The sequence below is a fragment of the Rhizobiaceae bacterium genome (assembly GCA_023953845.1).
Classification (GTDB): domain Bacteria; phylum Pseudomonadota; class Alphaproteobacteria; order Rhizobiales; family Rhizobiaceae; genus Arvimicrobium.
Window position 1 is genome coordinate 2155242 of sequence record JAMLJC010000001.1, and the last position, 25587, is coordinate 2180828.

The 25587-nt window shown below is 65.5% G+C and carries 26 protein-coding genes; 21 read left to right on the plus strand and 5 right to left on the minus strand.

All coding sequences use genetic code 11. From position 1 onward, the window contains the following. Positions 1–207 precede the first annotated feature (207 nt). Positions 208–1419 carry a CoA transferase gene (locus tag M9955_10505; GenBank protein MCO5082072.1) on the plus strand — a complete coding sequence of 404 codons (1212 nt, stop codon included), beginning with the start codon at positions 208–210 and terminating at the stop codon, positions 1417–1419. Positions 1420–1438: 19 nt separating this feature from the next. Here the strand turns inward: M9955_10505 and M9955_10510 are convergent, their stop codons facing one another. Further along, positions 1439–1750 carry an NIPSNAP family protein gene (locus M9955_10510; GenBank protein ID MCO5082073.1) on the minus strand — a complete coding sequence of 104 codons (312 nt, stop codon included), beginning with the start codon at positions 1748–1750 and terminating at the stop codon, positions 1439–1441. Positions 1751–1875: 125 nt separating this feature from the next. Here M9955_10510 and M9955_10515 point away from each other — a divergent pair, with 125 nt between their 5' ends. Next, positions 1876–3009, plus strand: coding sequence for an acyl-CoA dehydrogenase family protein (locus M9955_10515; protein ID MCO5082074.1), 1134 nt, complete (start codon positions 1876–1878; stop codon positions 3007–3009). Between the two features lie 13 nt (positions 3010–3022). Here M9955_10515 and M9955_10520 read toward each other — a convergent pair whose 3' ends face one another. Beyond that, positions 3023–3898 carry an NmrA family NAD(P)-binding protein gene (locus M9955_10520; GenBank protein ID MCO5082075.1) on the minus strand — a complete coding sequence of 292 codons (876 nt, stop codon included), beginning with the start codon at positions 3896–3898 and terminating at the stop codon, positions 3023–3025. 83 nt (positions 3899–3981) lie between these two features. Between M9955_10520 and M9955_10525 the strand changes: the two genes are divergently transcribed. The 14 genes from M9955_10525 (at position 3982) to M9955_10590 (ending at position 18231) form a co-directional block, all read left to right on the plus strand. Then, positions 3982–4896 carry an EamA family transporter gene (locus tag M9955_10525; protein MCO5082076.1) on the plus strand — a complete coding sequence of 305 codons (915 nt, stop codon included), beginning with the start codon at positions 3982–3984 and terminating at the stop codon, positions 4894–4896. 194 nt (positions 4897–5090) lie between these two features. Beyond that, positions 5091–5846, plus strand: a complete 756-nt coding sequence (locus M9955_10530) for an SDR family oxidoreductase (GenBank protein MCO5082077.1) — start codon at positions 5091–5093, stop codon at positions 5844–5846. 59 nt (positions 5847–5905) lie between these two features. Then, entirely contained in the window at positions 5906–6817 is a 912-nt protein-coding gene (locus tag M9955_10535; GenBank protein ID MCO5082078.1) for an SDR family oxidoreductase, read from the plus strand. 3 nt (positions 6818–6820) lie between these two features. Beyond that, on the plus strand, positions 6821–7228 hold the full coding sequence (locus M9955_10540; GenBank protein MCO5082079.1) for a hypothetical protein: 408 nt from the start codon (positions 6821–6823) through the stop codon (positions 7226–7228). Further along, entirely contained in the window at positions 7225–7662 is a 438-nt protein-coding gene (locus M9955_10545) for a MaoC family dehydratase (GenBank protein MCO5082080.1), read from the plus strand. The genes M9955_10540 and M9955_10545 overlap by 4 nt, the downstream gene beginning before the upstream one ends. A gap of 2 nt (positions 7663–7664) precedes the next feature. Further along, the gene (locus M9955_10550; protein ID MCO5082081.1) at positions 7665–8831 is read left to right on the plus strand and encodes an acetyl-CoA acetyltransferase; all 1167 of its coding nucleotides are present in this window, start codon (positions 7665–7667) and stop codon (positions 8829–8831) included. An 11-nt stretch (positions 8832–8842) separates the two neighbouring features. Then, positions 8843–9259, plus strand: coding sequence for a Zn-ribbon domain-containing OB-fold protein (locus tag M9955_10555; GenBank protein ID MCO5082082.1), 417 nt, complete (start codon positions 8843–8845; stop codon positions 9257–9259). 1 nt (position 9260) lies between these two features. After that, entirely contained in the window at positions 9261–10496 is a 1236-nt protein-coding gene (locus tag M9955_10560) for an acyl-CoA/acyl-ACP dehydrogenase (protein ID MCO5082083.1), read from the plus strand. Positions 10497–10504: 8 nt separating this feature from the next. Beyond that, positions 10505–12613: an acetate--CoA ligase family protein gene (locus M9955_10565; GenBank protein MCO5082084.1), complete on the plus strand. Its 2109-nt coding sequence runs from the start codon at positions 10505–10507 to the stop codon at positions 12611–12613. Positions 12614–12710: 97 nt separating this feature from the next. Further along, positions 12711–13511, plus strand: a complete 801-nt coding sequence (locus M9955_10570; GenBank protein MCO5082085.1) for an enoyl-CoA hydratase/isomerase family protein — start codon at positions 12711–12713, stop codon at positions 13509–13511. A gap of 37 nt (positions 13512–13548) precedes the next feature. Further along, positions 13549–14712, plus strand: a complete 1164-nt coding sequence (locus tag M9955_10575) for an acyl-CoA/acyl-ACP dehydrogenase (GenBank protein ID MCO5082086.1) — start codon at positions 13549–13551, stop codon at positions 14710–14712. Between the two features lie 26 nt (positions 14713–14738). After that, a complete protein-coding gene (locus M9955_10580; GenBank protein ID MCO5082087.1) occupies positions 14739–16295 on the plus strand; it encodes a long-chain-fatty-acid--CoA ligase in 1557 nt (518 codons plus the stop codon). Positions 16296–16322: 27 nt separating this feature from the next. Next, positions 16323–17078 (plus strand): SDR family oxidoreductase, encoded by a 756-nt coding sequence (locus tag M9955_10585; GenBank protein MCO5082088.1) that lies wholly within the window; start codon positions 16323–16325, stop codon positions 17076–17078. After that, positions 17071–18231 carry an acyl-CoA dehydrogenase family protein gene (locus tag M9955_10590; GenBank protein ID MCO5082089.1) on the plus strand — a complete coding sequence of 387 codons (1161 nt, stop codon included), beginning with the start codon at positions 17071–17073 and terminating at the stop codon, positions 18229–18231. Before M9955_10585 ends, M9955_10590 begins: the two co-directional genes overlap by 8 nt. Positions 18232–18250: 19 nt before the next feature. On the opposite strand, the gene M9955_10595 is transcribed toward M9955_10590, so the two are convergent. After that, on the minus strand, positions 18251–18925 hold the full coding sequence (locus M9955_10595; GenBank protein ID MCO5082090.1) for a TetR/AcrR family transcriptional regulator: 675 nt from the start codon (positions 18923–18925) through the stop codon (positions 18251–18253). 146 nt (positions 18926–19071) lie between these two features. Here M9955_10595 and M9955_10600 point away from each other — a divergent pair, with 146 nt between their 5' ends. The 5 genes from M9955_10600 to M9955_10620 are packed head-to-tail and all read left to right on the plus strand — an operon-like array spanning position 19072 to position 23771. Further along, complete coding sequence (locus M9955_10600) at positions 19072–19851, plus strand: enoyl-CoA hydratase-related protein (protein MCO5082091.1); 780 nt, start codon at positions 19072–19074, stop codon at positions 19849–19851. Further along, a complete protein-coding gene (locus tag M9955_10605) occupies positions 19848–21422 on the plus strand; it encodes a long-chain fatty acid--CoA ligase (GenBank protein MCO5082092.1) in 1575 nt (524 codons plus the stop codon). The genes M9955_10600 and M9955_10605 overlap by 4 nt, the downstream gene beginning before the upstream one ends. 16 nt (positions 21423–21438) lie before the next feature. Continuing rightward, entirely contained in the window at positions 21439–22224 is a 786-nt protein-coding gene (locus M9955_10610; protein ID MCO5082093.1) for an SDR family oxidoreductase, read from the plus strand. A 10-nt stretch (positions 22225–22234) separates the two neighbouring features. Continuing rightward, positions 22235–23023, plus strand: a complete 789-nt coding sequence (locus M9955_10615; protein ID MCO5082094.1) for an SDR family oxidoreductase — start codon at positions 22235–22237, stop codon at positions 23021–23023. A 4-nt stretch (positions 23024–23027) separates the two neighbouring features. Beyond that, positions 23028–23771, plus strand: coding sequence for an SDR family oxidoreductase (locus tag M9955_10620; GenBank protein ID MCO5082095.1), 744 nt, complete (start codon positions 23028–23030; stop codon positions 23769–23771). Between the two features lie 24 nt (positions 23772–23795). Here M9955_10620 and M9955_10625 read toward each other — a convergent pair whose 3' ends face one another. Both M9955_10625 and M9955_10630 read right to left on the minus strand, forming a co-directional pair. After that, the gene (locus tag M9955_10625; GenBank protein MCO5082096.1) at positions 23796–24701 is read right to left on the minus strand and encodes an EamA family transporter; all 906 of its coding nucleotides are present in this window, start codon (positions 24699–24701) and stop codon (positions 23796–23798) included. 131 nt (positions 24702–24832) lie between these two features. Further along, positions 24833–25585 (minus strand): ABC transporter ATP-binding protein, encoded by a 753-nt coding sequence (locus M9955_10630; GenBank protein ID MCO5082097.1) that lies wholly within the window; start codon positions 25583–25585, stop codon positions 24833–24835. Positions 25586–25587 lie beyond the last annotated feature (2 nt).

The window sequence follows — 25587 nt, forward strand, 5'->3', positions numbered from 1 at the left end:
TCCTGCCTGAAACGGATTTCCGACGTCTGGCCTGTTTGCGCCACAGGCGCCCGGCTATGGTGTCCCGAATGGAGCCATGCTATTTCGAACGAATGTTAGAAAGAATTGATAAGGGGAATGTGCGCGTGATGCCGTCGCGGATGGAAGCCGCCCGCCGCCCGGTCCGTAGTCTGCTGATCCGTTCAGCGTTGCAGGAAGCGCCCTGACATGGCTGGGGCGCTCGCCGGAACGAAGGTCGTCGATCTGACGCAGATGCTCGCCGGGCCTTACTGCACCATGATGCTGGCCGATCACGGCGCCGAGGTCGTAAAGATAGAGCCCGTGGATGGCGACCCGACCCGTCACTTCGGGCCGTTCCCGGCTGACGATTCGCAGCGGCACTTTGGTGGCTATTTCCAGAGCACAAACCGCAACAAGCTGAGCCTCGCGCTGGATCTGAAACGGCCGGAAGGCCGGGACCTTCTCGTGAGGCTCGCGCGGGAAGCCGACATCCTCGTGGAGAATTTCCGCGCCGGCGTCATGGACAGGCTGGGCCTGGGTTATGAAGTGCTGGCGGCGGAGAATCCGCGCCTCGTTTATGCCGCCATCCGCGGTTTCGGCGATCCGCGCACAGGAAAAAGCCCACATGTCGACCGGCCGGCCTTCGATGTCGTGGCGCAGGCGATGGGCGGCGCCATGGGCATTACGGGGCCGGACGCGGACACCCCGATCAAGATCGGACCGGGAATAGGCGATATATTTCCTGCCGCGCTTGCCGCATTCGGCATCCTTGCCGCCTACCACCATGCGGTGCGTACCGGACAAGGCCAGTTCCTGGACGTGGCGATGTATGACGGCATGGTCTCGCTCTGCGAACGCATCGTCTATCAGCAATCCTATACCGGCCGGTCGCCGCATCCGGAGGGCAACCATCATCCGATCCTCTGCCCGTTCGGCACCTTTCCGGCGCGTGACGGTCAGGTCACGATAGGTTGTCCGCGCGATTCGTTCTGGGTCGAGCTTACCGGCATCATGGAAAGGCCCGAACTCGCGGCCGATCCGCGTTTCCGCACCAACAACGATCGTCTCGCGCATCGTGCCGCAACGGTCGCGCTTGTCGAGGAATGGACACGGACGCGCACCAAGGCCGAGATCGCAGCGGCCCTCGGAGAACGCGTGCCGTTCGGGCCGGTCAATACGGCCGCCGACATCTTCGCCGATCCGCACATGGCCGCGCGCGGGATGCTGGTGGAAGTGGAGCATCCGGGTTCGGACTCGCTGGTGACCATCGCCTCCACTCCGATCCGCATGACGGCAACGCCGGGCGGCGTGACGCGGCGCGCACCGAAGAGCGGTGAGGATTCGGACCGGGTGTTGCGGTCGCTCGGCCTGCGTGACGCGGAGATTGCGGCGTTGCGCGCCTCGAAGGTCGTGGCCTGAACCGCCGGATCGCGGCCGCTCAGCGTATCGGCGAAAAGGACGTCGGCCTCAGGATCGCCGTCTCCATCTTCTGGATGAAGGGCGTCGTCTTTGGCCCGAACGCGATCCATTCCGGATCGGCATAGAGCGCGGCGCGCCTGGTATCGCGATCGGCCATGCTCTCATAACCCCACATGGTGATGACCTGGTTGAGCGTACCGATCTCCGAGACGAAGTAGCCGATCATCGGCAGGTACTTGCTATGAAGCGGCAGGCCCTCCCTCTCGTAGAGGGCGAGGAATTCCTGAACCTTCCCCGGATGGAACGTGTAGGTGCGTTTTTCGATGATCATCCGCGTCCTCCCTGCAAGACGCCCATCAATAGCATTCGCTGCTAAAAAATCAAACAAACGTTAGATTTTAGCGGCGGCGACGTGAAAGCGTGCTATAGGCAAGCGTCGGTCCGGAGGAGATGTCGATGATCGCGCGCACGCTGTTTTCCGAAGAGCACGAGATCTTTCGCCAGTCGGTGCGGCGCTTCATGGAGGAGTTGGCGCCGCATCACGAGGCGTGGGAGGAGACGGGCGAAGTGCCGCGCTGGGCATGGAAGAAGGCGGGTGAGCAGGGATTTCTATGCGTGGCGATCCCCGAGGAGTCGGGCGGCGTCGGCGCCGACCGGCGCTACTCCATCATCCTGATGGAGGAGCAATACCGGCTGAATTTAAGCGGCCTCGGCTTCGCGCTGCACTCCGACATCGTCGCGCCCTATATCGACCACTACGGCACGTCCGATCAGAAGAAGCGCTGGCTGCCGAAGATGACGTCGGGGGACTATATTGCCGGCATCGCCATGACCGAGCCGGGCGGCGGCTCCGATCTGCAGGCGATCCGTACGACCGCGATCCGCGACGGAGACGACTATGTGATCTCCGGCCAGAAGACTTTCATCACCAACGGGCAGACGGCCGATCTCTTCCTCGTCGCCTGCAAGACCGACCGCAGCCAGGGAGCGAAGGGCATCAGCCTGATCGTCGTAGAGGCCGATCGCCCCGGCTTCGAGCGCGGGCGCCGTCTGAAGAAGCTCGGGACCAAGGCGCAAGATACGTCGGAGCTTTTTTTCAACGATGTCCGCGTGCCGGCCTCCAACCTCATCGGCGAGGAAGGAAAGGGCTTTGCCTATATGATGCAGGAACTCGCCTGGGAGCGCATGCATGTCGGCATCCAGGCTCTCTCCTGCTGTGAAGCGGCGCTGGACTGGACCGTCGACTACACGCGCAACCGCAACGCCTTCGGAAAATCCGTCATCGAATTCCAGAATTCACGCTTCAAGCTAGCGGAGGCGAAGACGGAGGTACAGGTCGGCCGCATCTTCCTCGATCGCTGCCTCGAACTCGTGCTGGAGAACAGGCTCGATGCGACCACGGCGGCGATGGTAAAGCTGTGGACCAGCGAGATGCAGGGCCGCGTGCTGGATGAATTGCTCCAGCTCCATGGGGGCTACGGATTCATGTGGGAGTATCCGATCACGCGCGCCTATGCCGATGCGCGCGTGCAGCGCATTTATGCCGGCACCAACGAGATCATGAAGGAACTGATCGCCAGGACGCTCTGACGGCCGCCCGTCCTCATGCCAGAAGGTGCTTGCGCGCCTCTGCGAAGGCGCGCCATCCGACGGGCGCGCGGCCGGTAATCCTTTCCACCGTATCGGACACCGCATCGTACAGCGGCATCTCTCCCAGCTCTATGGCTGCCACGCCCTCGGCGAGGCTCGCGGCATAGAGCGGTTCGGCGCCCTGCCGCTGCATGATCGGGAAAAGCTCGGAGGCCGGGCGCGGGCGATATTCGACGGGCAACCCTGTGACCTCCGACAGGATTGTGGCGACTTCGGCGAAAGTCAGGGCCTCGACAGCCAGCGGATAGATCTTTCCCGCATGCGCGTCGGGATCGCGCAGCGCGGCGGCGGCAACGGCCGCCATATCGTCGGAGGAAATCCACGACACGCGCCTGTCGCCGACGAAATGCACGATGCGGTCAGGGCGCTTCACGAAACCGTTCCACACCGTGTCGATGAAGAAGTTCGGGCGCAGATGCGTCCACACGAAGCCCATCGCCTCTGTCGCCCGCTCGATGAGCTGGTGCCAGGCGAAATGGGCATATGGTGTGTCGTCCGCGGCAAGCGCGCCGAGATGGACGACGTGGCGCACGCCGGCCGCTCTGGCGGCGTCGAGCAGCCGCTTGGAATGGACCAGCATGTCGACGCTGTAGCCGGTGAGCAGGAACACCGCATCGACGCCTTCCAGCGCGGGCCGGAGGGTCTCGACCGCGTCGAAATCGAAGGCGACGGGCAGGAAGCCGTCGCGGCGGAGCTTTTCCGCGCCTGCGTCGTTGCGCGCCGCGCCGAGCAGGTCGATCCTTCCCGCGTCGGCATCGGCCTTGAGCAGCCGCATCGTCGCCCCGCCGACCGTGCCCGTCGCGCCTGTCACCAGGATTCTCCGCGCCATCAAATCCTCCCGCATGGCCGCGCCCGCTTGACCGCGAGCGAATTCTAACGAATGTTCATTTTTCTACAGGAGGAGTCGCCGCCATGTCCAGCACCGAAACGCCCGCGCGGCGGAGGACGGCGCGTGCTCCAGGCGCGGTCGAATATGCGCTGCTGGCAGGATTGGCCCTTGGCTGGGGCACTTCCTTCATGTTCACCAAGATCGCCGTGGCGGCGGTGCCACCTGTCACGCTGATTGCGGCGCGCGTTCTGCTCGCGGCTCTCGCTATGTCCGGCTTCGCCATGGCGCGCGGCATTCGCTGGCGTATATCGGCGCGCGATTTCTGGGCCTTTGCGCTGGTCGGCCTGACGTCGACCGCGGCGCCGCTCGTGCTGATCGCCGACTCGGTGGCGCATGTGCATTCGTCGGTGACGGCCATCACGCTCGCCCTTTCGCCGGTGATCACCACCCTGCTCGGCGCCTTTCGCGGCGACCGCCCGACCTGGGCCAACCTTGCCGGCATCGTGGTGGGCCTGATCGGCATCGGCGTCCTGTTCGGACCGGAAGCACTGGCGCTGGCCGGCGATGGCGGCCGGGGCATGCTGTCGGCGCTCGGCGCGGCGCTGATCTTCTCGACATCCCTTTTTGCCATGGCGCTGGTCAGGCATCACGACGCGATCACCGTCAGCACGATCTCGTTGATCTTCGCCGCCTTGTGGACCGTCCCGCTGGCGCTGATCATCGATGGCGTGCCGCCAGTCATGCCCGGCACCGGCGTCGTCGCGTCGATACTCGTCCTCGCGCTTTGGAACACCGCCGCTTCCAGCGTCCTCATGTTCGCGCTCGTCTCGCGGGCCGGGCCGACGCTCACCTCGTACAACAATTATCTCGTCCCGGCTGTCGCCGTGCTTTGCGGCACGGTCTTCCTCGGCGAACCGCTGACATTGCAGGCGATCATCGGCGTCCTGCTCGTGCTCGCCGGCGTATCGATTTCGACACTGGGCGGTGGGCGCAGGTGATGCTGCCGAGAGGTTCCATCGCCATCGCAGGTATCGGACATGCGTTCGAAAATTTCCGTTGCACAGCTTTCGAACGAGTGTTAGGTTTTTCCAGTGGCGCCCGAAGCGGCCGCCGGGAGAGAGCATTCGGGGTCGAGCGGCCTCGCCGACGGAGCGCACCGCAGCTCCCGAGGACAGGGAGAAGGATGCGGACAATGCGCCGTCTGGAAGGAAAGCTTGCCGTCGTCACCGGCGCCGCAAATGGCATCGGCCGCGCCTCGGCGCTCCGTTTCGCATCGGAAGGCGCCAATCTGGCCATCCTGGATCTGGAGGCGGACGGCCTCGAGAAAGTAGCCGAGGAAGCGCGGGAAAAAGGCGCGGCCGTCCAGACGGTCGCCGGCGACTGCACGAACGAGGCATTCCTGGTCGATGCCTTCAAGGCGATCTACGCAGAATCCGGCTTCGTCGACGTGCTGATGAACAACGTCGGCCAGAGCGCCCGCGAGCGCGCCTCGGAATTCTACAAATCGGAGTCGGAGGTCTGGCGCTTCGTGGTCGACGTGACGCTGTTCTCGACGCTCCTCGCATCGCGTCAGGTCGTGCCATCGATGCGTGAGGCGGGGCGCGGCAGGATCGTCAATGTCGCCTCCAATGCCGGACTGGCGGGCGAGGTCGGCATCAGCGAATACGCTGCCGCCAAGATGGGCGTGATCGGCTTCACCCGCTCGCTGGCGCGCGAACTGGCGCCGTTCAAGGTCAACGTCAACGCCGTCTGCCCCGGCGTCACCAAGACGCGCGTGATCGAGCGGATATCGGAGGAGATCGTGAGCAAGATCCGGGCATCCATTCCGCTCGGCTTCTTCGCCGAGCCGGAGGACATCGCCGCCGTCGCGGCCTTCCTGGCGAGCGACGACGCCCGCTACATGACCGGCCAGTCCGTCGTTGTCGACGGCGGGCGCTGGATGGTCTGAGCGGACGGCCACCGAACGAATTCATCGACATCAGGATTGCAGGAAACAAGGTCGCGCACATGGCGGGTATGCTCGAAAACAAGGTCGCGCTGGTGACGGGAGCGGGGCGGGGCATCGGCCGCGAGATCGCGCTGATGATGGCCGCGCATGGCGCCAGGATCGTGGTGAACGATCCCGGCGTGTCGCTCGACGGCAAGGACGAGACGGACGGCCCCGCCAATGAGGTCGTCCGCGACATCAAGGCGTCGGGCGGCGAGGCCGTGGCCGACTACGGCAGCGTCTCCGATCCGGTTTCGGCGCGCGAGATGGTTGCGCGCGCGGTCGATATCTTCGGCCGGATCGACGTGGTGGTGAACAATGCCGGCATCCTGCGCGACGTCATCTTCCACAAGATGACCGACGAGGACTGGGACTCGGTCGTCAAGGTCCATCTCTACGGCAGCTACAATGTGAGCCGGGCCGCCGCCGATCACTTCCGCAAGCAGGAGAGCGGCACCTTCGTCCACATGACCTCGACCTCGGGTCTGGTCGGCAATCCGGGGCAGGCGAACTATTCGGCGGCCAAGATGGGCATCGTCGGCCTGTCCAAGTCGCTGGCGCTCGACATGGCGAAGTTCAACGTGCGCTCCAATTGCATCTCGCCCTTTGCCTGGAGCCGCATGGTGGGTTCGATCCCGAACACGCCGGATCAGGAGGAACGCCTCAAGGGCCTGCGCATGCTGACGCCGGACAAGATCGCGCCTGTCGCGGTTTTCCTCGCCAGCGACGATTCGAAGGAAGTGAACGGGCAGATTCTCGCCGTGCGCGGCAACGAGGTTTTCCTGATGAGCCAGCCCCGCCCGCTGCGCTCGGTGCACCGCTCCGAGGGCTGGACGCCGGAAACGCTGCGCGACCATATGCTGCCGGCCTTGAAGACTTCCTTCATCCCGCTGCAGATGTCCCGCGATGTCTTCTCCTGGACGCCGGTCTGAGCAATGTCCGAATACCGCCGCTATGACGAGGTGAGCGTCGGCGATGTCTTTCCCGCCGAACCGCTCAGCTTTTCGGTGACGCCGGAAGCCGTCGACACTTTCCTGTCGGCGACCGGTAATTCTGTCCGTCCGGGCTCGGCGCAGCGTGCGCCGTCGATGATCGCCTCGGTCTATCTGGTCGATCTGCTCGCGGCGCGGCGCAGCCCCCCGGGCGGCATCCATGCAAAGCAGACGATCCGCTTTCATCGCGCCATCGGAATCGGCGAGCGGCTGGAGATCCAGGCGAAGGTCGTCGAGAAATATGTGCGCAAGGAGCGGCCCTATGTCGTCTCCGATTTCGAGGCGCGTGGTGCCGACGGCTCGCTCGTCTCGTCCGGGCGCATCACCTCGATCTGGGGACGCGACCAATGAATGCCGACCTCGCATCCTCCGCCGCCCCGGAGGCCGGCGCGAGCCTGCCTGTGCTCGTCCGTCATGTCGATCAGGCGACGATCGACGCCTATGCCAAGGCGTCCGGCGACTTCAATCCGATCCATGTCGATCCAGTCTATGCACGTTCCGGCCCTTTCGGCCGTACCATCGCGCACGGATTGCTGACCCTCGCCTATGTCGCCGAAATGCTGAACGCCTGGAGCGGCGGAACCTTCGATGAGGCCGGCGAGATCGACGTCGCCTTCATCGGACCGGTGTATGCCGGCGATACAGTCGAGGTGACCGGCATCGTGGAAGCGCTCACGGAACGCGACGGGGTTGCTTGTGACCGCGTGAAGCTGCTGGTCAGCGCCGGCGGCCGGCAGATCCTTGCCGGTCACGCCATCCTGCCCGCCCGGAATACGAGGATCTGACAATGGCGCGCGAAGCGGTGATCGTGGGTGTCGGCGACGTTCCATTGAAGGACGGCAAGGTCGTCGGCGGAGGTTCGGTGCTGCAGGTTCAGGCGCGCGCGGCCAAGGCGGCGCTCGACGATGCCCGCATACCGATGCGCGATGTCGACGGCCTGCTGGTGGCGGGACTGTGGGGGGTGCCCGGGCCGGGGCAACTCCCCACCGTTACGCTCGGCGAATACCTCGGCATCCACCCGCGTTTCGCCGACAGCACCAATATTGGCGGTTCGGCCTTCGAGGCGCATGTCGCCCATGCGGCGATGGCGATCGAGAAGGGCTCTTGCGACGTGGCGCTGATCGTCTACGGATCGGTGCAGAAGAGCGAGCGCAGCCGCACCCTCGGCGGACGCCCGCCGATCCTAACCATGCAGTTCGAGAATGTCTGGGGCATTCCGCAGCCTGTCGGCGGTTATGCGCTCGCCGCGCGGCGCCACATGCACGAGTTCGGCACGACCGAGGAGCAACTCGCCGAGATCGCGGTGGCCACGCGCAATTGGGCCACGCTCAATCCGGCCGCGACGATGCGCGATCCGATCACGATCGACGACGTGATGAACTCGATGAAGATCTCCGATCCGCTGAAGCTGCTCGATTGCTGCCTCGTCACGGACGGCGCTGGCGCGATCGTGATGACGACCGCTGAAAACGCGCGCGCGCACGGCGCGAAGTCGATCCATATCCGCGGCTATGGCGAGGCGCACACGCACTGGTCGATCGGCGCGATGCCGGATCTGGCCCGGCTGACGGCTGCGGAAATGTCGTCGCAACGCGCCTTCGAGATGGCGGGTGTCGGCCGCGACGCGATCGATGTCGTGGAGTGCTACGACTCCTTCACCATCACGGTGCTGATGACGCTGGAGGCGCTGGGCTTCTGCAAGCGCGGCGAGGGCGGCGCCTTCGTCTCCGGTCAGCGCACCGCGCCGGGCGGCGCCTTTCCGCTCAACACAAATGGCGGCGGCCTCTCCTACTGCCATCCCGGAATGTACGGCATGTTCCTGCTGATCGAGGCGGCGCGTCAGTTGCGCGGCGAGGCAGGCGAACGGCAGGTGGCGGATGTGAACACGGCGCTGGTCCATGGCACCGGCGGCACGCTGTCTTCCGGCGCGACCGTCATCCTGGCCAACAATTGAGGGGGGCTGCGATGAGCGAGACCTACGAGAAGCCAAAGCCGGTCATCGATCCCGGCACGAGGCCGTTCTGGGATGCGGCGCGCGAGCATCGTCTGTCTATCCCGCGCTGCCGCGCCTGCGGGCAGCACCATTTCTACCCGCGCGAGCTTTGCCCGCACTGCCATTCCGACGACATCGAATGGACCGACGCCAGCGGCAGGGGCGAGATCTACACCTACACCATCGCCCGCAAGCCCGCCGGTCCGGTCTTCGCCGCCGACGTCCCCTATGTCATCGCCCTGATCGCGCTGGACGAGGGGCCGCGCATGCTGACCAACATCGTCACCAACGACGTCGAGCAGCTGCGGATCGGCGACCGCGTGTCCGTGAAATTCGATGATGTGACGCCCGAACTGACGCTGCCCAAATTCACGCTGGACAAGGACTGAGATGAACACGGCGCTCATCCCGGAAGAGATTGTCCAGATCGGCGAAAGCCTGATCCGCTTCGTCGATCAGGAGATCGCGCCGATCGAGGCCGAAAACAGGGCGCTGCTGTCGTCCGACCGCACCATCTATGACGAACAGGGCCGCTTCACGCCCGCGATCGAGGCGCTGAAGCGCAGGGTGCGGATGAAATCCGCCAAGGCCGGCTTCTACACCATGTTCGGACCGGAAGAGATCGGCGGTGGCGGCCTGGGGCCGGTGGCGGCCGTCTATCTCAACGTGCTGCTTTCGGCGCATTGCGGGCCGGGGCGCACGCTGATTCATCCGGTGGTGATCCCGTCGCCTTTCACAAACGGCCTGTCGCCGGTGCTGACCGCGCTCGACCCCTCGTTGCGGGACCGTTATCTGCCGCCGCTCGGATCGGGCGACAAGACGCTTTGCTTCGGCCTCTCCGAACCGGATGCGGGCTCCGACATCTTCAACATGAAGACCCGTGCGGTGAAGGACGGCGACGAGTGGGTGATCACCGGCTCGAAACAATGGATCACCAACGGTCCCTATGCGGACTATGCGATGATCTTCGCCATCACGGATCAGGATCTCTTTGCCGCACGCAAGGGGGGCATCACCGGCTTCTTCGTGGATACGAGCTGGCCCGGATTCAAGGTAGTCTCGACCATTCCGATCATGGGAAATCTCGGGGCGGAGATCGGCATCCTGTCCTTCGACGGCTTGCGTGTGCCGGACAGCCATCGGCTGGGCGAACTGCATCAGGGGCTCAAGGTGGCGCTGCGCGGCGTCAACAACGGCCGTCTCGGACTTTCCGCGACCTGCATCGGCATGGCGCGCTGGGCGCTCGTCCAGGCGCTCGAATATGCCAAGGTGCGCAGGACCTTCGGGCAGCCGATCGGCGAGCATCAGGCGGTGCAGATCCTGCTGGCCGACAGCGCGTCCGACATCTATTCGGCCGAGACCATGCTGGTCGATTGCGCGCTGAAGCTCGAGCGCGGCGAGAAGGCGCTGGCGGAGACCTCGATGGTGAAGCAGCATTGTACCGACGCCGCCAACCGGGTGTTCGACCGCTGCATGCAGGTGCATGGCGGCATGGGTCTCACCAACGAGTTGCGGCTGGAGGCAGGTTACCGCTTCACGCGTTCGATGCGCATTCCGGATGGCACCAGCGAGATCCAGCGCCGCACCGTCGCGCGCGAATTGCTGGTGAACGGGGTGAATTTCTGAGCGAGCCCATGACGCACGCAATGTCCGCAACCGGCCTCGACGCCCTGTTCCGCCCGCGCTCCGTGGCGATCCTCGGGGCGTCGGACGATCCGACCCGGATTTCCGGCCGCCCGGTCCGCTATCTGATCGAGGGCGGCTTCAAGGGGCCGATCTACCCGGTCAACCCGAACCGGGACACGGTTCAGGGGCTGAAGGCGTACAAGTCGCTCGCCGACGTGCCGGAAACGCCTGACGTCGCGCTGCTCGCCGTGTCGGCGGGGCTGACCGAACAGGCCGTGCGGGAATGTGCCGCCCGGGGCGTCCGGGCGGCGGTGATCTTCTCGGCCGGCTATGCCGAGAGCGGCGGCGAAGGGCTGGCGATCCAGAAGCGCATCACCGATATCGCGCGCTCCGGCGGCCTGCGTCTGCTGGGGCCGAACTGTCTCGGCGTCTTCAACCCGCAGACCGGCTTCTTCGGCACCTTCACCCAGTCGCTCGACAGGGAGATGCCGCATGCCGGTCCGCTCGGCATCGTCAGTCAGTCCGGCGCCTATGGCTCCCATATCGCCTATCTGGCGCGCCAGCGCGGCATCGGTATCAACTACTGGATCACCACCGGCAACGAGGCGGATGTCGATGTCGCCGAAAGCCTCGAATGGATGGCCGCGCAGCCGGACATCAAGGTCATCATGGCCTATGTCGAGGGCGTGCGTGACGGCGAGCGCTTCCGCCACGCTCTGGCGCTGGCGCAGAAGAACCGCAAGCCGGTCGTCATGATGAAGGTCGGACGCTCCGAGATCGGCGCGCGGGCGGCATCCTCCCACACCGCTTCGCTCGCCGGTTCGGACGCGATCTACGATGCGCTTTTCCGCCAGTACGGCGTGCACCGCGCCGCCACGACGGAAGAGCAGATCGATGTCGCCTATGCCTGTGCGCGCGGCATCTTCCCGTCCGGCAACAAGCTCGGCGTGGTCACCCTTTCGGGCGGCGCCGGCGTCCTGATTTCCGATGCCGCCGAGCGCTACGGCATGGATGTGGCTCCGATGCCGCCGGCCGCGCAGGAGGCGCTGAAGGCGCTGCTGCCGTTCGCCACCGTCACCAATCCGGTCGACACCACGGCGCAGGCGCTGAACGATATGACGCTGCTCGCGCGCAACATAGAGGTGATGCTCGACCAGGGCGGATACGATGCGCTGATCGGCTTCTTCACCACGGTTCCGAACACGCGAACGCTCTCGGGGCCGCTGCGCGAGGCGATCGCCGGCGGCTGCGCGCGCTTTCCCGACCGTCTGATAGCGCTGGAGATGGTGGCCGATCGGGACGTTGTGCGCGACTATGAACGCGCCGGCTTTCTTGTCTTTGAGGACGCCGACCGAGCGGTCGCCGCGCTTGCCGCGCTCGCGCGCTTCGGCCAGGCTTTCGGGCGGGCGGCGGAAATCCGCCCGGTCTCGCCCGCACCCTCGATTGGCACGGAAGCCCTGTCCGAACATGCCGCCAAGGCGCTTCTCGGCGCGGCCGGCGTGCCTTTCCTCGCCGAGCGGCTCGCAGCCGATGCCGGGGCCGCAGGGGATGCCGCCGACGCCATTGGCTACCCGGTCGTGCTGAAGATCGTCTCCGCCCAGATCGAGCACAAGACCGAGATCGGCGGCGTCATCGTCAGCGTGGCCGACCGCTCCGGCGTCGAAAAAGGTTTTGCGACGCTGCTCGAACGCGCCGCGGCCCATCGCCCCGACGCCGCCATCGAGGGCGTTCTGGTCGCGCCGATGGCGAAGAAAGGCGTCGAGGTGATCGTCGGCGTGTCGCGCGATCCGGTCTTCGGACCGGCCGTCATGTTCGGCTTGGGCGGGGTGCATGTCGAGGTGCTGAAGGACGTGACGTTCCGTCTGGCGCCTTTTGGACGCGGCGAGGCGATGCGGATGATCGGCGAGATCCGCGGCCACGCCATGCTCGACGGCGTGCGCGGTGCCGCCCCGTCGGACGTCGATGCGTTGGCCGATCTGCTGGTGAGGATTTCGGAATTCGCCGCCGCCCATCGCGACGACGTTGAGACAGTCGACCTCAACCCGGTGATTGCCCTGCCGAAGGGCGAAGGGGTGGTCGCGCTCGACGCGCTGGTGGTACCGCGGCATCCGGATTGAGATAAGGACGGGGCTGGCCTTTTGCTTGAGTCGGAATAATTTTCGAACTATCGTTAGAAAAATCAGGCGCCGCATTGCGGACGTTTCGGAGGAACCCATGGACGTCGATTACTCGGGCTACAAATATTTCCTCTTCGAGAAGGAGGACCGCACCATGACGGTGACGATGAACCGGCCCGACCAGCTCAACGCCATGACCTGGGACATGCACGAGGAAAGCTCGCGGATCTTCTACGATCTCGGCATGGATCATTCGATCGACGTGGTGATCCTTACCGGCGCCGGCCGCGCCTTCTCAGCCGGCGGCGACATCGTCGGCATGAAGATGATGTACGAGGACACCGAGATGTTCGACCGCTCGATCAACGAGGCGAAGAAGGTCGTCTTCGGCATCCTCGACTGCGACAAGGTCATCATCGCCAAGGTGAACGGCGACGCGGTCGGACTGGGCGCAACCATGGCGCTGTTCTGCGACATCATCTTCGCCGCCGATCACGCCCGCTTCGGCGACCCGCACGTGAAGGTCGGCCTTGCGGCCGGCGACGGCGGCGCGGTGATCTGGCCGCAGGCGATCGGCTACGCCAAGGCCAAGGAATACCTGCTCACCGGCGATCTCATCAATGCGAAGGACGCCGAGGCGATGGGCCTCATCAACCACGCCGTGCCTGCCGCCGAACTCGACGCGCGCGTCGACGCCTTCGCCAGGAAAATCGGCGGGGGCGCGATGAAGTCGATCAAGTATACCAAGACCGCCATCAACATCGGCCTGAAGCAACTCGCCCATTCGATGATGGACACCTGCATGGCATATGAGGCGCTGACCAATCGCAGCCAGGACCATCTCGAGGCCATCAACGCCTTCAGCGAGAAGCGGAAGCCGAAATTCACCGGCCTCTGACGGACAAAGGGCGGGAGGCGGATCAGGGAGGCAGGACATGGATTTCGGCGAGCCCGAACATATCGGCATGCTCAGGGAAAGCGTGCGCCGCATGCTGGAGCGCCACGCCACCCGCGAGATGATGGCCAAGTGGGACGAGGAGGACAAGGTTCCACGCTCGCTCATGCAGCACATCACCGAACTCGGCGTCTGCGGCATGACCATCCCGGAGGAGTATGGCGGCACGGGCCGCGACATCCTCGGCGCCATGGTCACGGTCGAGGAACTGTCGCGCCGCTCGATGGTGATCGGCACGCTCTATCTGATGAACGCCTGCTACGGCTCGATGAATATTCTCGCCTCGGGTAGCGACGGGCAGAAGCGCCGACTGCTGCCGAAGCTGGCCAATGGAGAACTGCTGTTCGCCTATGGTCTTTCGGAGCCCGACGTCGGCTCCGACCTCGCCAGCGTGAAGACACGCGCGGAGCGGCGTGGCGACAAGATCGTCATCAACGGCTACAAGCGCTGGTGCTCCGGCGCCGAGAATGCCGACTACATCTACGCGCTGGTGCGTTCGGGCGATCCGGAAGCACGCTACAGGAACCTTTCCCTCGTGCTGATCCCGCCGACGGCAAAAGGCGTGACGTTGACCCACATTCCGGCCATGGGCGCGCGGGGCCTCAACACCAACGACGTGACGCTCGACAATGTCGAGATCGGCATCGAGGACGTGATCGGCGGCGAGGCAGGCTGGAACCAGGGCTGGTCGAAGCTTGCCGGACCGGCGCTCGAGGTGGAGAAGCTCGAAGTCGCCGCCATGGCTCTCGGCATCGCGGCGCAGGCCGTGGATGACGCCTGGGAATACTCCCAGACACGCAGCCAGTTCGGCAAGCGCATCTGCTCGCACCAGTCGATCCGCCACATGCTGGCCGATGCCCAGACCAAGCTTGCCGCCGCCAGGCTCATGCTCTACCGGGGCTGCTGGTTCGCCGACAACAACCTGCCCTGCTCGGTCGAGACCTCGATGGCCAAGATGTTCGTCTGCGAGACCGGGCTGGACATCGTGCTCACCTGCCAGAAGGTGATGGGCGCGTACGGCTATGCGAAAGGCTTCGACATGGAGCGCTATGTCCGCGACATGCTGCTGATGCCGATCATCGGCGGTGCGACGGCCATACAGAAGAACAACATCGCCAACCGCATGGGCCTGCCGAAGGCATAGGCCGAAGCGAACGGGGAGGGGACCAGATGATCGAGACGGTCGGCGACATCATCCGCAACAACGCCTACAAGTTTCCGGACGAGATTGCCTACAGCTATCAGGGCCGCGTCGTCACCTTCGCCGAGCAGCTGGAGCGCGGCAACCGGCTGGCGTCGGCGCTCTGGCAGCGCGGCATACGCCGGCAGGACCGCGTCTCGATCCTGTCGCAGAACACCGTCGAATTCATGGAGTGCTACGCAGCCTGCGAGCTTGCAGGCTACATGGCCGCCACTGTCAACTGGCGTCTGGCGGCTCCGGAGATTTCCTACATCCTGAACGATTCGACGCCGCGCGTGCTGGTCTTCGAGGCGCAGTATGCGGCGACCGTCGACAGAATCCGCGACAAGCTGCCTTCCATAGAATTCTACCTGTGCTTCGGCGGCGAGGCGCCGGACTGGGCCGAGGACTACGAGCAGTTCCTGCTGGGCGGCGATCAGGCCGGCGCGCCGACGCGACCGCGGCCCGATGAGATCATGCACCTCATCTACACGTCGGGCACGACCGGCCGGCCGAAGGGCGTGATGCGCACGCACAAGGCGGAGATCGCGACGGCCATCTTGATGGCGACGGAACTCGGCCTCATCGTTTCCGACAGGCTGCAACTGATGATGCCGATCTTCCATGTCGGCGCGCGCTTCCTGCAGCTTGCAGTGCACATTCGCGGCGGCAGCGTGGTGCTGCATCACGATTTCAAGCCGGCGGAGATCGTCGAGACGATCGAGCGCGAGCGCGTCACCATGACCCATATGGCGCCGACCATGGTTCAGGCGGTGCTCAACGTACCCGGCATCGAGCAACGCGACCTGAAGTCGTTGCACACCATCTGCTACTCTGCCGCGCCGATGCCTGTGCCGCTCTTGAAGCGCGGGCTGAAGCTGCTCGGGCCGGTCTTCCTGCAGCTCTACGGCATGACGGAGGGCGGCGGTACCACCCTGCACAAGCGGCAGCACAAGCCGGACGGCATGTCGGAGGAAGTGAAGCGCCTCGGTTCCATCGGGCAGGCTGCGCCCACCGTCGACATCCGCATCATCGACGAGGAGGGCAATGAGCTGCCGACCGGCCAGCCCGGGGAGATCCTGACGCGGACCGCCACGCATATGCTGGGCTACTGGAACAATTCCGCCGCGACCATCGCCGCGCTGAAGGACGGTTGGTATCACACCGGCGACGTCGGCTATCTCGACGATCACGGCTTTCTCTATCTGGTCGACCGGAAGAAGGACATGATCATTTCCGGCGGCGAGAACATCTATTCGCGCGAGGTCGAGGAGGCGGTCGCCAGCCATCCGGCGGTGATGGATGTCGCTGTCATCGGCGTGAAGGATGAATACTGGGGCGAGACCGTGCGTGCCGTCTGCGTGCTCAATGCGGGGCAGACGGCTACCGAGAGTGAGCTGATCGAACACGCCAAGACGCAGATCGCCAGCTACAAGAAGCCGAAATCGGTGGTGTTCGTGGACGAACTGCCGCGCCTGCCGAGCGGCAAGATCAACAAGGTCGTCCTGCGCCAGACGCATGGCATGCCTGACGCGAAGACGAATTGATCGGCAAGGGCGGCAGGGAGGAATGCCATGAGCAGCAGCCTGGGTACGGCGGTCGTGACCGGCGCGGCGCGGGGCATCGGCCGCGGCATCGTCGAGCGGCTGGCCGATGACGGCTATCGCATCGTCGCCATAGACCGGCTGGAGGCGGTGCACGATGTTGCCGACGGACTGCGCGCCGCGGGCGCTGACGTCGTTTCGGAAGTGCTCGACATCCGTGACCGCGTCGCGGTCGGTTCCCTGATGGAGCGCCACGCGCCGATCGACGTGGTCGTCAACAACGCCGCCGTGACCGGCACGTATCATTTCGAGGAACTGACGGAAGAGCATTTCCGCGAAACCTTCGACATCAACGCCGTCGGCACCTTCGTCGTCGCGCAGGAAGGCGCGCGGCGCATGCGCAATGGCGGCCGCATCGTCAACATCGCATCGCGCTCCTTCGCCGGCGCGCCGCAGATGGCGCACTACGCGGCGTCGAAGACGGCCGTGGTCGGCCTGACGCGCGCCATGGCGATCGACCTCTCCCCGCGCGACATCCGCGTCAACGCGGTGGCGCCGGGCGTCGTCGACACCGACATGCTGCACTACATGACGCCCGAGCGGCAGAAGATGATGCTCTCGCTCCAGCTTCTCGGCCGCATCGGCCAGCCGGAAGATATCGCGCGCGCCGTTTCCTTCCTTGCTTCTCCGGATAACCGCTATATCACCGGGCAGGTGCTGATCGTGGATGGCGGGCGTTCGCTCGGCCAGGGTCAGCTGCCGCCCGAGGAGTCGCCTTATGCCTGAACTGTCGGAAGAGCGTCGCCTGATCCAGGACTCGGCGCGCGAGTTCACGCGCTCCGTGGTCCGGCCGATGGCGGACAGGCTCGATCCGGTAAAGGGCGAGATCCCGCGCGAGATCATCGACCAGATGGCCGAACTCGGTTATTTCGGCATCCTGATCCCGGAGGAATATGGCGGGCTCGGCCTCGGCGCCTTCGAATACTGTCTCGTGGCCGAGCAGCTGGCGCAGGGCTGGATGAGCGTCGCCTCGCTGATCGCGCGCGGCAATGCCCTGATCGGCTCGCTGAAGGCGATGACGCACGAGCAGAAGAAGATCTATCTGCCGCGCATGGCGCGCGGCGAATTCCTGGGCGCCTTTTCACTGTCGGAACCCGACGCCGGTTCAGACGTCGCCAACATATCCTGCCGGGCGAAGCGGGTCGGCGACGAATGGGAGATCACCGGCAACAAATACTGGTGCACCTTCGCCGACGGCGCCGACTTCATCATGGTCTTCGCCCGCACCGACCCGAAGGTCGATCCCAAGGTGCGGCATCGCGGCATTTCCGCCTTCATGATCGAGAAGCCGCGGGGCAGCCTCCCGGAGGGCGTATCGGGCAGCCCCATCCCCAAGATCGGCTATCATGGCTGGACCACGTGGGAACTCGCCTTCGACAAATGCCGCGTGCCGGCCGAAAACCTGATCGGCGAGGAAGGACGCGGCTTCTATCTGGCGACCGCCGGACTGGAGACGGCGCGCGCCCACACCGCCGCCCGGTCGATCGGGCTGGCGCAGGCAGGCCTTGACGACGCGGTCGCCTATGCCGGCGAGCGGCGCCAGTTCGGGAAGCCGATCGGTTCCTTCCAGGCCATCCGCTTCAAGATCGCCGGCATGGCCACCGAGATCGAGGCGGCGCGCGCTCTCATGTACGCCGTCTGCGAGAAGATCGACCAGGGCGTGCGCTGCGACAAGGAAGCCTCGATGGTGAAGCTCTTCGCCTCCGAGATGTCGGAGCGCGTCACCAGCGAGGCGCTGCAGATATTCGGCGGCGGCGGCTACACGACGCTCAACCAGGTCGAGCGTCACTGGCGCGACGCGCGGCTGACCAAGATCTTCGAGGGTACGTCGGAAATCCAGATGCGCATCATCTCCGACCACATACTCGGCCGCGGCTGAGCGCTCGAACCCGCCGGAATCAGAGCGCGCGGATCTGCGGGCCGGACGACTTCGCATTGGCGGAGGCGGGCATATTGTCGGGCGACGCAGCGTCCGGGCCGCCGGACAGGCCGTCGAGCACGAAGGAGGAGAAATCGCGCGCCACCTCCTCGATCGTGCGTCCGCCGGGCTTGAACCACTCGACGGTCCAGTTGAGCGCGCCGAGCACGAACAGGCGCACGAGCGTGAGATTGGCCGAGGTGCGGAACTCGCCGCGCGCCTGCGCCTCGGTGAGGATGCGCTGCCACATCGCGCCGTAGGAATCGCGCATGCGCGTATTGCGCACACGGATCGATTCCGGCACCTGACCGACCACGCGGCGCGTGGCGAGCGTATAGTCGCCGACCTCGATGATGGCCGAAAGATGCGCGGCGATCGCCACTTCGATCTTCCGGCGGCCGGTCGCGTCCTCAGGCAGCGCCGCGAGCGCTTCGGTGACACGGTCGGTCACCGCGTGGATGCCGATGTCGAGAACCGCGCTGATGAGGTCGTCCTTGGATTTGTAATGGTAGTAGATGCTGCCGGCCTTCAGATCCGCCTCGTCGGCGATGGCGCGCATCGTGGTTCCGGCATAGCCGTAGTCGCGGAATATCTTGGCGGCGGCGTCCAGCACGCGCTTCTGCGAGATCGCCGATTTTGCCAGTTTCTTCGCCATGCATCCGCCTCCAGCCAAACATCTATACGCTGCGATTCGCTTCCATGGAATGGTTTCTAACAACAACTCGGTTTTGTAATTTTCTAACTAGTGTTAGGTTTTGAGCTGGTGTAGGCTGGCTGCCGTTGCGATTTCGGGAGGAGTCGGTGGCACTGGTCGAAACAGAACGGCATGACCGCGGCGTCGTCCGCGTCGTCATGAACCATGCGGAAGCGCGCAACGCCATGGGTGAGGCGCTTCGCGGCGAGCTGCTTCCGACGTTCGAAGGACTGTTCCTGGACCCGTCCTGCCGCGTCGTCATCGTGACGTCCGCGCTCAAGGATTTCTCCGTCGGCGGCGACCTCTCGCGGATGGATACGCTCGGCGATCCCAAGGCCGGCCGCCAGCGCATGCTGTCGGCGCACAGGCTGGCCCGCCTGCTGCTCGCCGCCGACAAGCCGATGATCGCGGAGGTGCGCGGTTACGCGATGGGCGCGGGCGCGGGGCTCGCGCTTTTCTGCGACACCATCGTCATGGGCGAGGGCGCCGTGCTCGGCTTTCCTTTTCCGAAGGTGGGACTCGCCCCTGATTTCGCCATTGCCCACACGCTGCCGAAGCGCATCGGCTTCGCGCGGGCGCGGCAGGCCCTGCTTTATGCGCGCAGCTTCAAGGCGGCGGAGGCAATGGCGATCGGCCTTGCCGACGACGTCGTTGCGGATGCCGAGGTGCAGGCGCTGGCGCTGGAGCGCGCCATGGAGCTGGCAGCGCTCCCCTCGCATGCGGCGGCGTTGACCAAACGCATACTTGAGCGCAGCGCCGATGCGGAGGCCGTGCTCGACATCGAGGCGATGGCGCAGGCGCTCTGCTTCGCCACCGATGATTTCCGCGAGGGCGTCGCCGCCTTCCGCGAGAAGCGCAAGCCCGATTTCGACAAGGGCGTCGCATGAGCCGTTTTGCGCGCCCCGCGCTGGTGCCCCGGACGCTCGCCGACATGCTCGACGGCAATGCGTGGAAGTATCCGGATCATACCGCTTTCGTCTGGGGGGACAGGAGCGTCACCCATGCCGGGCACCATGCGCGCGCCTCTCGGCTGGCCAGCGCTCTCCATCGGCTGGGCCTGCGCCGGCAGGACCGCGTCGGCATCCTCAGCCAGAACAGGCTGGAGTTCCAGGAGGTCTATAGCGCCTGCGAGATTTCCGGCTTCATCTGCGCGACCGTGAACTGGCGTCTGGCCGTGCCGGAAATGGTGCACATTGTCAACGACAGCGCGCCGAAGGTGCTGATCTTCGAGGCCGCCTATGCAGGGCATGTGCTGGCCATGCTGCCGCAGCTCAAATCGGTCGAGCATTTCGTCTGTCTTGACGAAGCGGCAGCCCCCGATTTCGCGGACGGATACGAGGCGCTGGTCTCGTCCGGCGACGAGAGCGGCGTGCCGTTCAGGCCGAAGCCCGACGACATCGCCTTCCTGATCTACACCTCCGGCACGACCGGGCGGCCGAAGGGCGTGATGCTCAGCCAGTGCGGCGAGGTCGCGGCGGCGGAAATCCTTGGCTCCGACCAGCGCAACTCGCCAGCCGACCGGCTCCTCATCATGATGCCGCTCTTCCACATCGGCGCGAAGATCATCCAGCTGGCGCAGCACTGGCGCGCCGGCACGGTGTTCGTGCAGAAGGGCTTCGATGCGGAGGCCGTCGTGGAATGCATCGAGCGCGACCGCATCACCGTCACGCATATGGCGCCGACGATGATCCAGTCGCTGCTGGAATTGCCGGATATCGGCGCGCGCGATCTGTCGAGCCTGCGCATGATTGTCTATGCCGCTGCGCCCATGCCGCTGCCGGTGCTGAAGAAGGGGCTGAAGATAATCGGTCCGGTTTTCCAGCAGCAGTTCGGGCAGACGGAAGGCATCGGCACGACGCTGCTGGCGCACCAGCATCGGCCTGACGGCACGGAGCGCGACCGCGAGATCCTGACTTCGGTCGGGCAGGCGTCGCCGCGCGTCAACGTCCGCATCGTCGACGACAATGGCGCCGATCTGCCGACGGGCGAGGTGGGCGAGATCCTGCTGACCAGTCCCGGCGTGATGAAGGGCTACTGGAACAACACCGTCGCCACGATCGAGACGCTGCGCGACGGCTGGGTCCACACCGGCGACATGGGTCGGCTCGACCATGAAGGCTATCTCTATCTGGTCGACCGCAAGAAGGACATGATCATCTCGGGCGGCGAGAACATCTATTCGCGCGAGGTCGAGGAAGCTGTCGTCACGCATGACGCGGTCTCCGAAGTCGCGGTGATCGGCGTGCCGGACGAGAAATGGGGCGAGGCGGTGATGGCGGTCGTCGTGCTCAGGCCTGGCGAGTCAGCCACGGCTGAAGGGATCGTCGAGCACTGCCGCGCGCTGATCGCCAGCTACAAGAAGCCGCGCCATGTCGTCTTCGCCGACGAGATCGTCAAGCTGCCGAGCGGCAAGATCGACAAGGTCCGCCTGCGCGCCCTGTACGGCGCGTGGCGCTGACCGAAGGGAGGAAGGGATGCTGGAACTGTTCTCGCTGAAGGGCAGGGTGGCGCTGGTCACCGGCGCGTCGCGCGGGCTCGGCAAGGAAGCCGCGAAGGGACTGGCCGGGGCGGGCGCGCACGTCGTCGCCGTCGCGCGCGATGCCGGGAAGCTGGAGGCGACGCGCGCCGAGATCGAGAAGGCCGGCGGCACCGCCTCCGTGCTGGTGGTCGACCTTGCCGACGAGGCGGCGGTGCGGGACGGCGTGCGCCGCATCGCCAGGGAAACCGGGCGCATCGACATCTGCGCCAGCATAGCGGGCATCATCAACTGGCAGCCGCTACTGGAGAGCGACGAAACCGATTTCCAGCGCATCATGGACACGAATGTGCGCGGTACCTTCGTGCTGTCGCAGGAATGCGCGGCGGTCATGCGCGCCGGCGGTCGAGGCGGGCGCGTCATCACCACGGCGTCGGTGCTGGGGCCGCTCGGCCGGGCGAAGCTGCATGCCTACTGTGCGTCGAAGTCTGCGATCATCGGCCTGACGCGCTCGCTCGCCGCCGAACTCGGTCGTGAGAGCATCACGGTGAACTGCGTCGCGCCCGGCTATTTCATGACCGAGATCAATGCCAGCCTTCAGTCCCGCCCGGGTTACATCGAGGCGATCGACGGCGTCACGCCGATGGAGCGTTGGGGCCGGCCGGAGGAGATCGTGGGAGCGATGATATTCCTTGCTTCCGATGCAGCGAGCTTCGTCAACGGACAGGTGCTGCATGTCGACGGCGGCGTCTCCTCCTCCTTCAAGTTCCAGCTGGCGGCGTAGGAGCGGCACGATGACCAGACGTTTCTCGCTGGAAGGACAGGTGGCGGTCGTCACGGGTGCGTCGCGCGGCCTCGGCTTCGAGATGGCGAAGGCCATCGCCGAATCCGGCGCGAAGGTCTGGATGACGGCGCGCGGCCGGGACGATCTGGAAAAGGCTGCGGCGAAGCTGCGCGCCGATGGGCACGATGTCGCCACGCGTGCCTTCGATCTCGCCGACGGTGCGGCCTGCATCGAGGCGATCCGCGACATCGGCGCGGCGGAGGGCGGCCGGCTCGACATTCTGGTCAACAATGCCGGCATCAACGCCTGGGAGCCGGTCGCGCAGGCGACGACGGCGACATGGGACCGCGTGATGGGCACGAATATACGCGCGCCCTACCTGCTCTGCCGCGAGGCGGCGCGGCTGATGGCGCCGCGCGGCTACGGCCGCATCGTCAATATCGGCTCGGCGCTGGCCGTCGTCGGACGCGAGAACGTCACCGCCTACGTGTCCAGCAAGCACGGTCTTGCCGGCATGACGCGCGCCATGGCGGCGGAGCTGGGACCGAAGGGCATAACCGTCAACATGATGGCGCCGGGCTATTTCCTGACCGAGATCAACACCGCCATTCTGGCCCGGCCGGGATACGAGAAGGGCGTGTCGAGCCGCATTCCGCTCGGCCGCTGGGGCGATCCGGAGGAGGCAGGCGGCGTCGTCGCCTTCATGGCATCCAGGGCTTCCGGCTACATGAACGGTCACGTCCTCGTGGTCGATGGCGGACTGACGGAGACGCTGGTGCTGCCGGTGGATGCGGTGTGAGGGCATGACCATGACAAAAAACGGCAAGGAAGTGGCGCTGGTCACCGGCGCGGGGCGCGGCATCGGCCTGGCGACGACGGAGAGGCTGCTCGACGACGGCTTTCACGTCGTCATGGTCGATCGCGGTGCCGAGCCGCTGGCGACCAATGCCGGGAGGCTGCGCGCCGCGTCGAACTCCGTCGAGCATTACGTTCTTTCGGTCACGGACCGTGCGGCGGTGGCGGCGCTGATCGGGGCGCTGCCGCGGCTCGACGTTCTGGTCAACAATGCGGCGATCTTCTGGGACGGCAAGTTCGACGCCATCACGGAGGACGATTTCCGCAAGATGTACGAGGTGAACGTCATCGGCGCCTTCGTCATGGCGCAGGAGGCGGCAAAACGCATGGAGCGGGGCGCCCGCATCATCAATGTCGCCTCCCGCGCCTATCTCGCGGGATATGCGCACGCGCCCTACATCACCTCCAAGGCGGGAGCGATCGGCCTGACCCGATCCATGGCGATCGATCTCGCGCCGCGAGGCATCTTCGTCAACGCCATCGCGCCCGGCCTGATCGAGACCGAGATGTTCCGCTCGCTGACGCCGGAGCGGCAGCGGGAACTGATCGACAAGCAACCGACGAAAGAAGTCGGGCAGCCTGAGGACATCGCCAATGGCATCGCCTTCTTCGCGAGCCCGCGCACCAGGAACGTCACTGGACAGATCCTGACGCTCGACGGCGGCCGTTCGATGGGTGTCTCGATCTACTGAGACCCTTTGTCGGCCGGGCTCCGGTCATCGCGTGAGCAACCGGCGAAAGCTCTGCCAAGGCCTGCCGTCTATCGCTGACAGCCCGAGACCGATCAAGGCCATGCCGGCAACATGTCTCGGCAGCAGACTCTCGTTCAGGAGCAGGATTCCGAGCACGATGGCGCTGACCGGGATCAGGAACGTCACCAGCAGCAGGTTGGTCGCGCCGGCCGTGGCGAGAATCCGGAAATACAGCACATAGGCCAGCGCCGTCGAGATCGACGCCAGGCCGATCAGGGCGCCGGCCGTCGCCACGCCGGGGACGCCCAGCGTCCAAGGCCTGTCCATGACGAGCATGACGGGCGTCAGGAGGACGCTCGAAGCGATCAGTTGCCCGGCGGCTGTCGTCATCGGCGTGACGTTCATGGCCCGGAACCGACGGCCGAAAATGCCCGCGAGCGCGTAGGACACCGCTCCCGCCACGCAAAGCAATTGCGCCATGACGCCGGTTCCCGCGGTCCGCGTGGCATCGATGCCGATCGTGGCGGCGACGCCCGTGAACCCTATCGCGACGCCGAGCAGCTTGCCGCCTGTCATCCTTTCGTCGCGGGTCAGCAGGTGGGCGAAGACCACCGTGAAGAGCGGCGTGGAGGCATTGAGCACCGAGGCTACGCCCGAGGCGACGTGTTGCTGTCCCCACACGATGAGGGAAAAGGGAACGGCGTTGTTCAGCAGTCCCATGCCGAAAAAGGCTTTCCAGATCTGGCGGTCCGCCGGCAGTCCCTGTCCGCTGAGGCGCAACAGGGCGAGCAGGATGGCCGCAGCAAGCGCGACCCTGCAGACGACGATGGTGAAGACAGGCAGTTCCCGCACGGCGATGCCGTTGAAGAAGAACGAGCCGCCCCATACGGCCGAAAGTGCGATCAGCATTGCCCATTCAGGCGCTGTCATGGGCCGTTTCTGTGAGAGAGATGGGGACATCGCGTACCTTCGAGCCGGGGCTGGGACAGCGCCGGCCGAACGGATGCACTCGGGCGGCGGGACGAGCCACCCGATTTGCGCCTCGAGAATTGCTGCGGCCGTCAGGCCACTTCGCCGGTCTCGACGCCGAGGTAGAACTTCTGGATGTCCTGATTGGCGCCAAGCTCGGCGGTAGTGCCGGAGAGCACGGTGCGGCCGTTCTCGATGACATAGCCGTAGGACGCGTATTTCAGCGCGATCACCGCATTCTGCTCGACCAGAAGGATGGAAACCCTCTTTTCGCGGTTGATGCGCGCGATGATCTCGAAGATCTCCTTGACGATCAGCGGCGCCAGACCGAGCGACGGCTCGTCGAGCAGGATCATCTCTGGGTCCGCCACCAGCGCGCGGCCGATGGCGAGCATCTGCTGCTCGCCGCCGGAGAGATAGCCCGCCTGCTGGTCGCGGCGCGTGGAGAGGATCGGAAAGTAGGAATAGACCTCCTCGAACGCCTCCTTGCGCGGCCGCGCGCGGCGCTGGGCGAAGGTGGCGGCGATGAGGTTTTCCTCCACCGTCATGTCGGCGAAGATATGCCTGCCCTCGCGCACGTGGAACACGCCGCGCCGCACGATCTGGTGCGGCGCGAGCTTCAGCATGTCCTTGCCGCCGATCTTGATCGATCCGCGGGTGACGCGTCCGCCCTCGAGCGGCAGGAAGCTGGAGATCGCCTTGAGCGTCGTCGTCTTGCCCGCGCCGTTGGCGCCGAGCAGGGCGACGATCGCGCCTTCCGGCACGGTGAGGCTGAGGTCCGACAGGGCCTGGATCACACCCTGGTAGACGACCTCCAGATTCCTGATCTCGAGACCGGACGCCATGG

Excerpts from the sequence above, each read along its gene's own strand:
- M9955_10585 (MCO5082088.1), top strand. The coding sequence starts at position 16,323 with ATGAGCAGCAGCCTGGGTACGGCGGTCGTGACCGGCGCGGCGCGGGGC.
- M9955_10555 (MCO5082082.1), top strand. The coding sequence starts at position 8,843 with ATGAGCGAGACCTACGAGAAGCCAAAGCCGGTCATCGATCCCGGCACG.
- M9955_10615 (MCO5082094.1), top strand. The coding sequence starts at position 22,235 with ATGACCAGACGTTTCTCGCTGGAAGGACAGGTGGCGGTCGTCACGGGT.
- M9955_10540 (MCO5082079.1), top strand. The coding sequence starts at position 6,821 with ATGTCCGAATACCGCCGCTATGACGAGGTGAGCGTCGGCGATGTCTTT.
- M9955_10530 (MCO5082077.1), top strand. The coding sequence starts at position 5,091 with ATGCGCCGTCTGGAAGGAAAGCTTGCCGTCGTCACCGGCGCCGCAAAT.
- M9955_10590 (MCO5082089.1), top strand. The coding sequence starts at position 17,071 with ATGCCTGAACTGTCGGAAGAGCGTCGCCTGATCCAGGACTCGGCGCGC.
- M9955_10570 (MCO5082085.1), top strand. The coding sequence starts at position 12,711 with ATGGACGTCGATTACTCGGGCTACAAATATTTCCTCTTCGAGAAGGAG.
- M9955_10580 (MCO5082087.1), top strand. The coding sequence starts at position 14,739 with ATGATCGAGACGGTCGGCGACATCATCCGCAACAACGCCTACAAGTTT.
- M9955_10565 (MCO5082084.1), top strand. The coding sequence starts at position 10,505 with ATGACGCACGCAATGTCCGCAACCGGCCTCGACGCCCTGTTCCGCCCG.
- M9955_10535 (MCO5082078.1), top strand. The coding sequence starts at position 5,906 with ATGGCGGGTATGCTCGAAAACAAGGTCGCGCTGGTGACGGGAGCGGGG.
- M9955_10595 (MCO5082090.1), bottom strand. The coding sequence starts at position 18,925 with ATGGCGAAGAAACTGGCAAAATCGGCGATCTCGCAGAAGCGCGTGCTG.
- M9955_10545 (MCO5082080.1), top strand. The coding sequence starts at position 7,225 with ATGAATGCCGACCTCGCATCCTCCGCCGCCCCGGAGGCCGGCGCGAGC.
- M9955_10505 (MCO5082072.1), top strand. The coding sequence starts at position 208 with ATGGCTGGGGCGCTCGCCGGAACGAAGGTCGTCGATCTGACGCAGATG.
- M9955_10610 (MCO5082093.1), top strand. The coding sequence starts at position 21,439 with ATGCTGGAACTGTTCTCGCTGAAGGGCAGGGTGGCGCTGGTCACCGGC.
- M9955_10620 (MCO5082095.1), top strand. The coding sequence starts at position 23,028 with ATGACCATGACAAAAAACGGCAAGGAAGTGGCGCTGGTCACCGGCGCG.
- M9955_10510 (MCO5082073.1), bottom strand. The coding sequence starts at position 1,750 with ATGATCATCGAAAAACGCACCTACACGTTCCATCCGGGGAAGGTTCAG.
- M9955_10575 (MCO5082086.1), top strand. The coding sequence starts at position 13,549 with ATGGATTTCGGCGAGCCCGAACATATCGGCATGCTCAGGGAAAGCGTG.
- M9955_10625 (MCO5082096.1), bottom strand. The coding sequence starts at position 24,701 with ATGACAGCGCCTGAATGGGCAATGCTGATCGCACTTTCGGCCGTATGG.
- M9955_10630 (MCO5082097.1), bottom strand. The coding sequence starts at position 25,585 with ATGGCGTCCGGTCTCGAGATCAGGAATCTGGAGGTCGTCTACCAGGGT.
- M9955_10525 (MCO5082076.1), top strand. The coding sequence starts at position 3,982 with ATGTCCAGCACCGAAACGCCCGCGCGGCGGAGGACGGCGCGTGCTCCA.
- M9955_10515 (MCO5082074.1), top strand. The coding sequence starts at position 1,876 with ATGATCGCGCGCACGCTGTTTTCCGAAGAGCACGAGATCTTTCGCCAG.
- M9955_10605 (MCO5082092.1), top strand. The coding sequence starts at position 19,848 with ATGAGCCGTTTTGCGCGCCCCGCGCTGGTGCCCCGGACGCTCGCCGAC.
- M9955_10520 (MCO5082075.1), bottom strand. The coding sequence starts at position 3,898 with ATGGCGCGGAGAATCCTGGTGACAGGCGCGACGGGCACGGTCGGCGGG.
- M9955_10560 (MCO5082083.1), top strand. The coding sequence starts at position 9,261 with ATGAACACGGCGCTCATCCCGGAAGAGATTGTCCAGATCGGCGAAAGC.
- M9955_10550 (MCO5082081.1), top strand. The coding sequence starts at position 7,665 with ATGGCGCGCGAAGCGGTGATCGTGGGTGTCGGCGACGTTCCATTGAAG.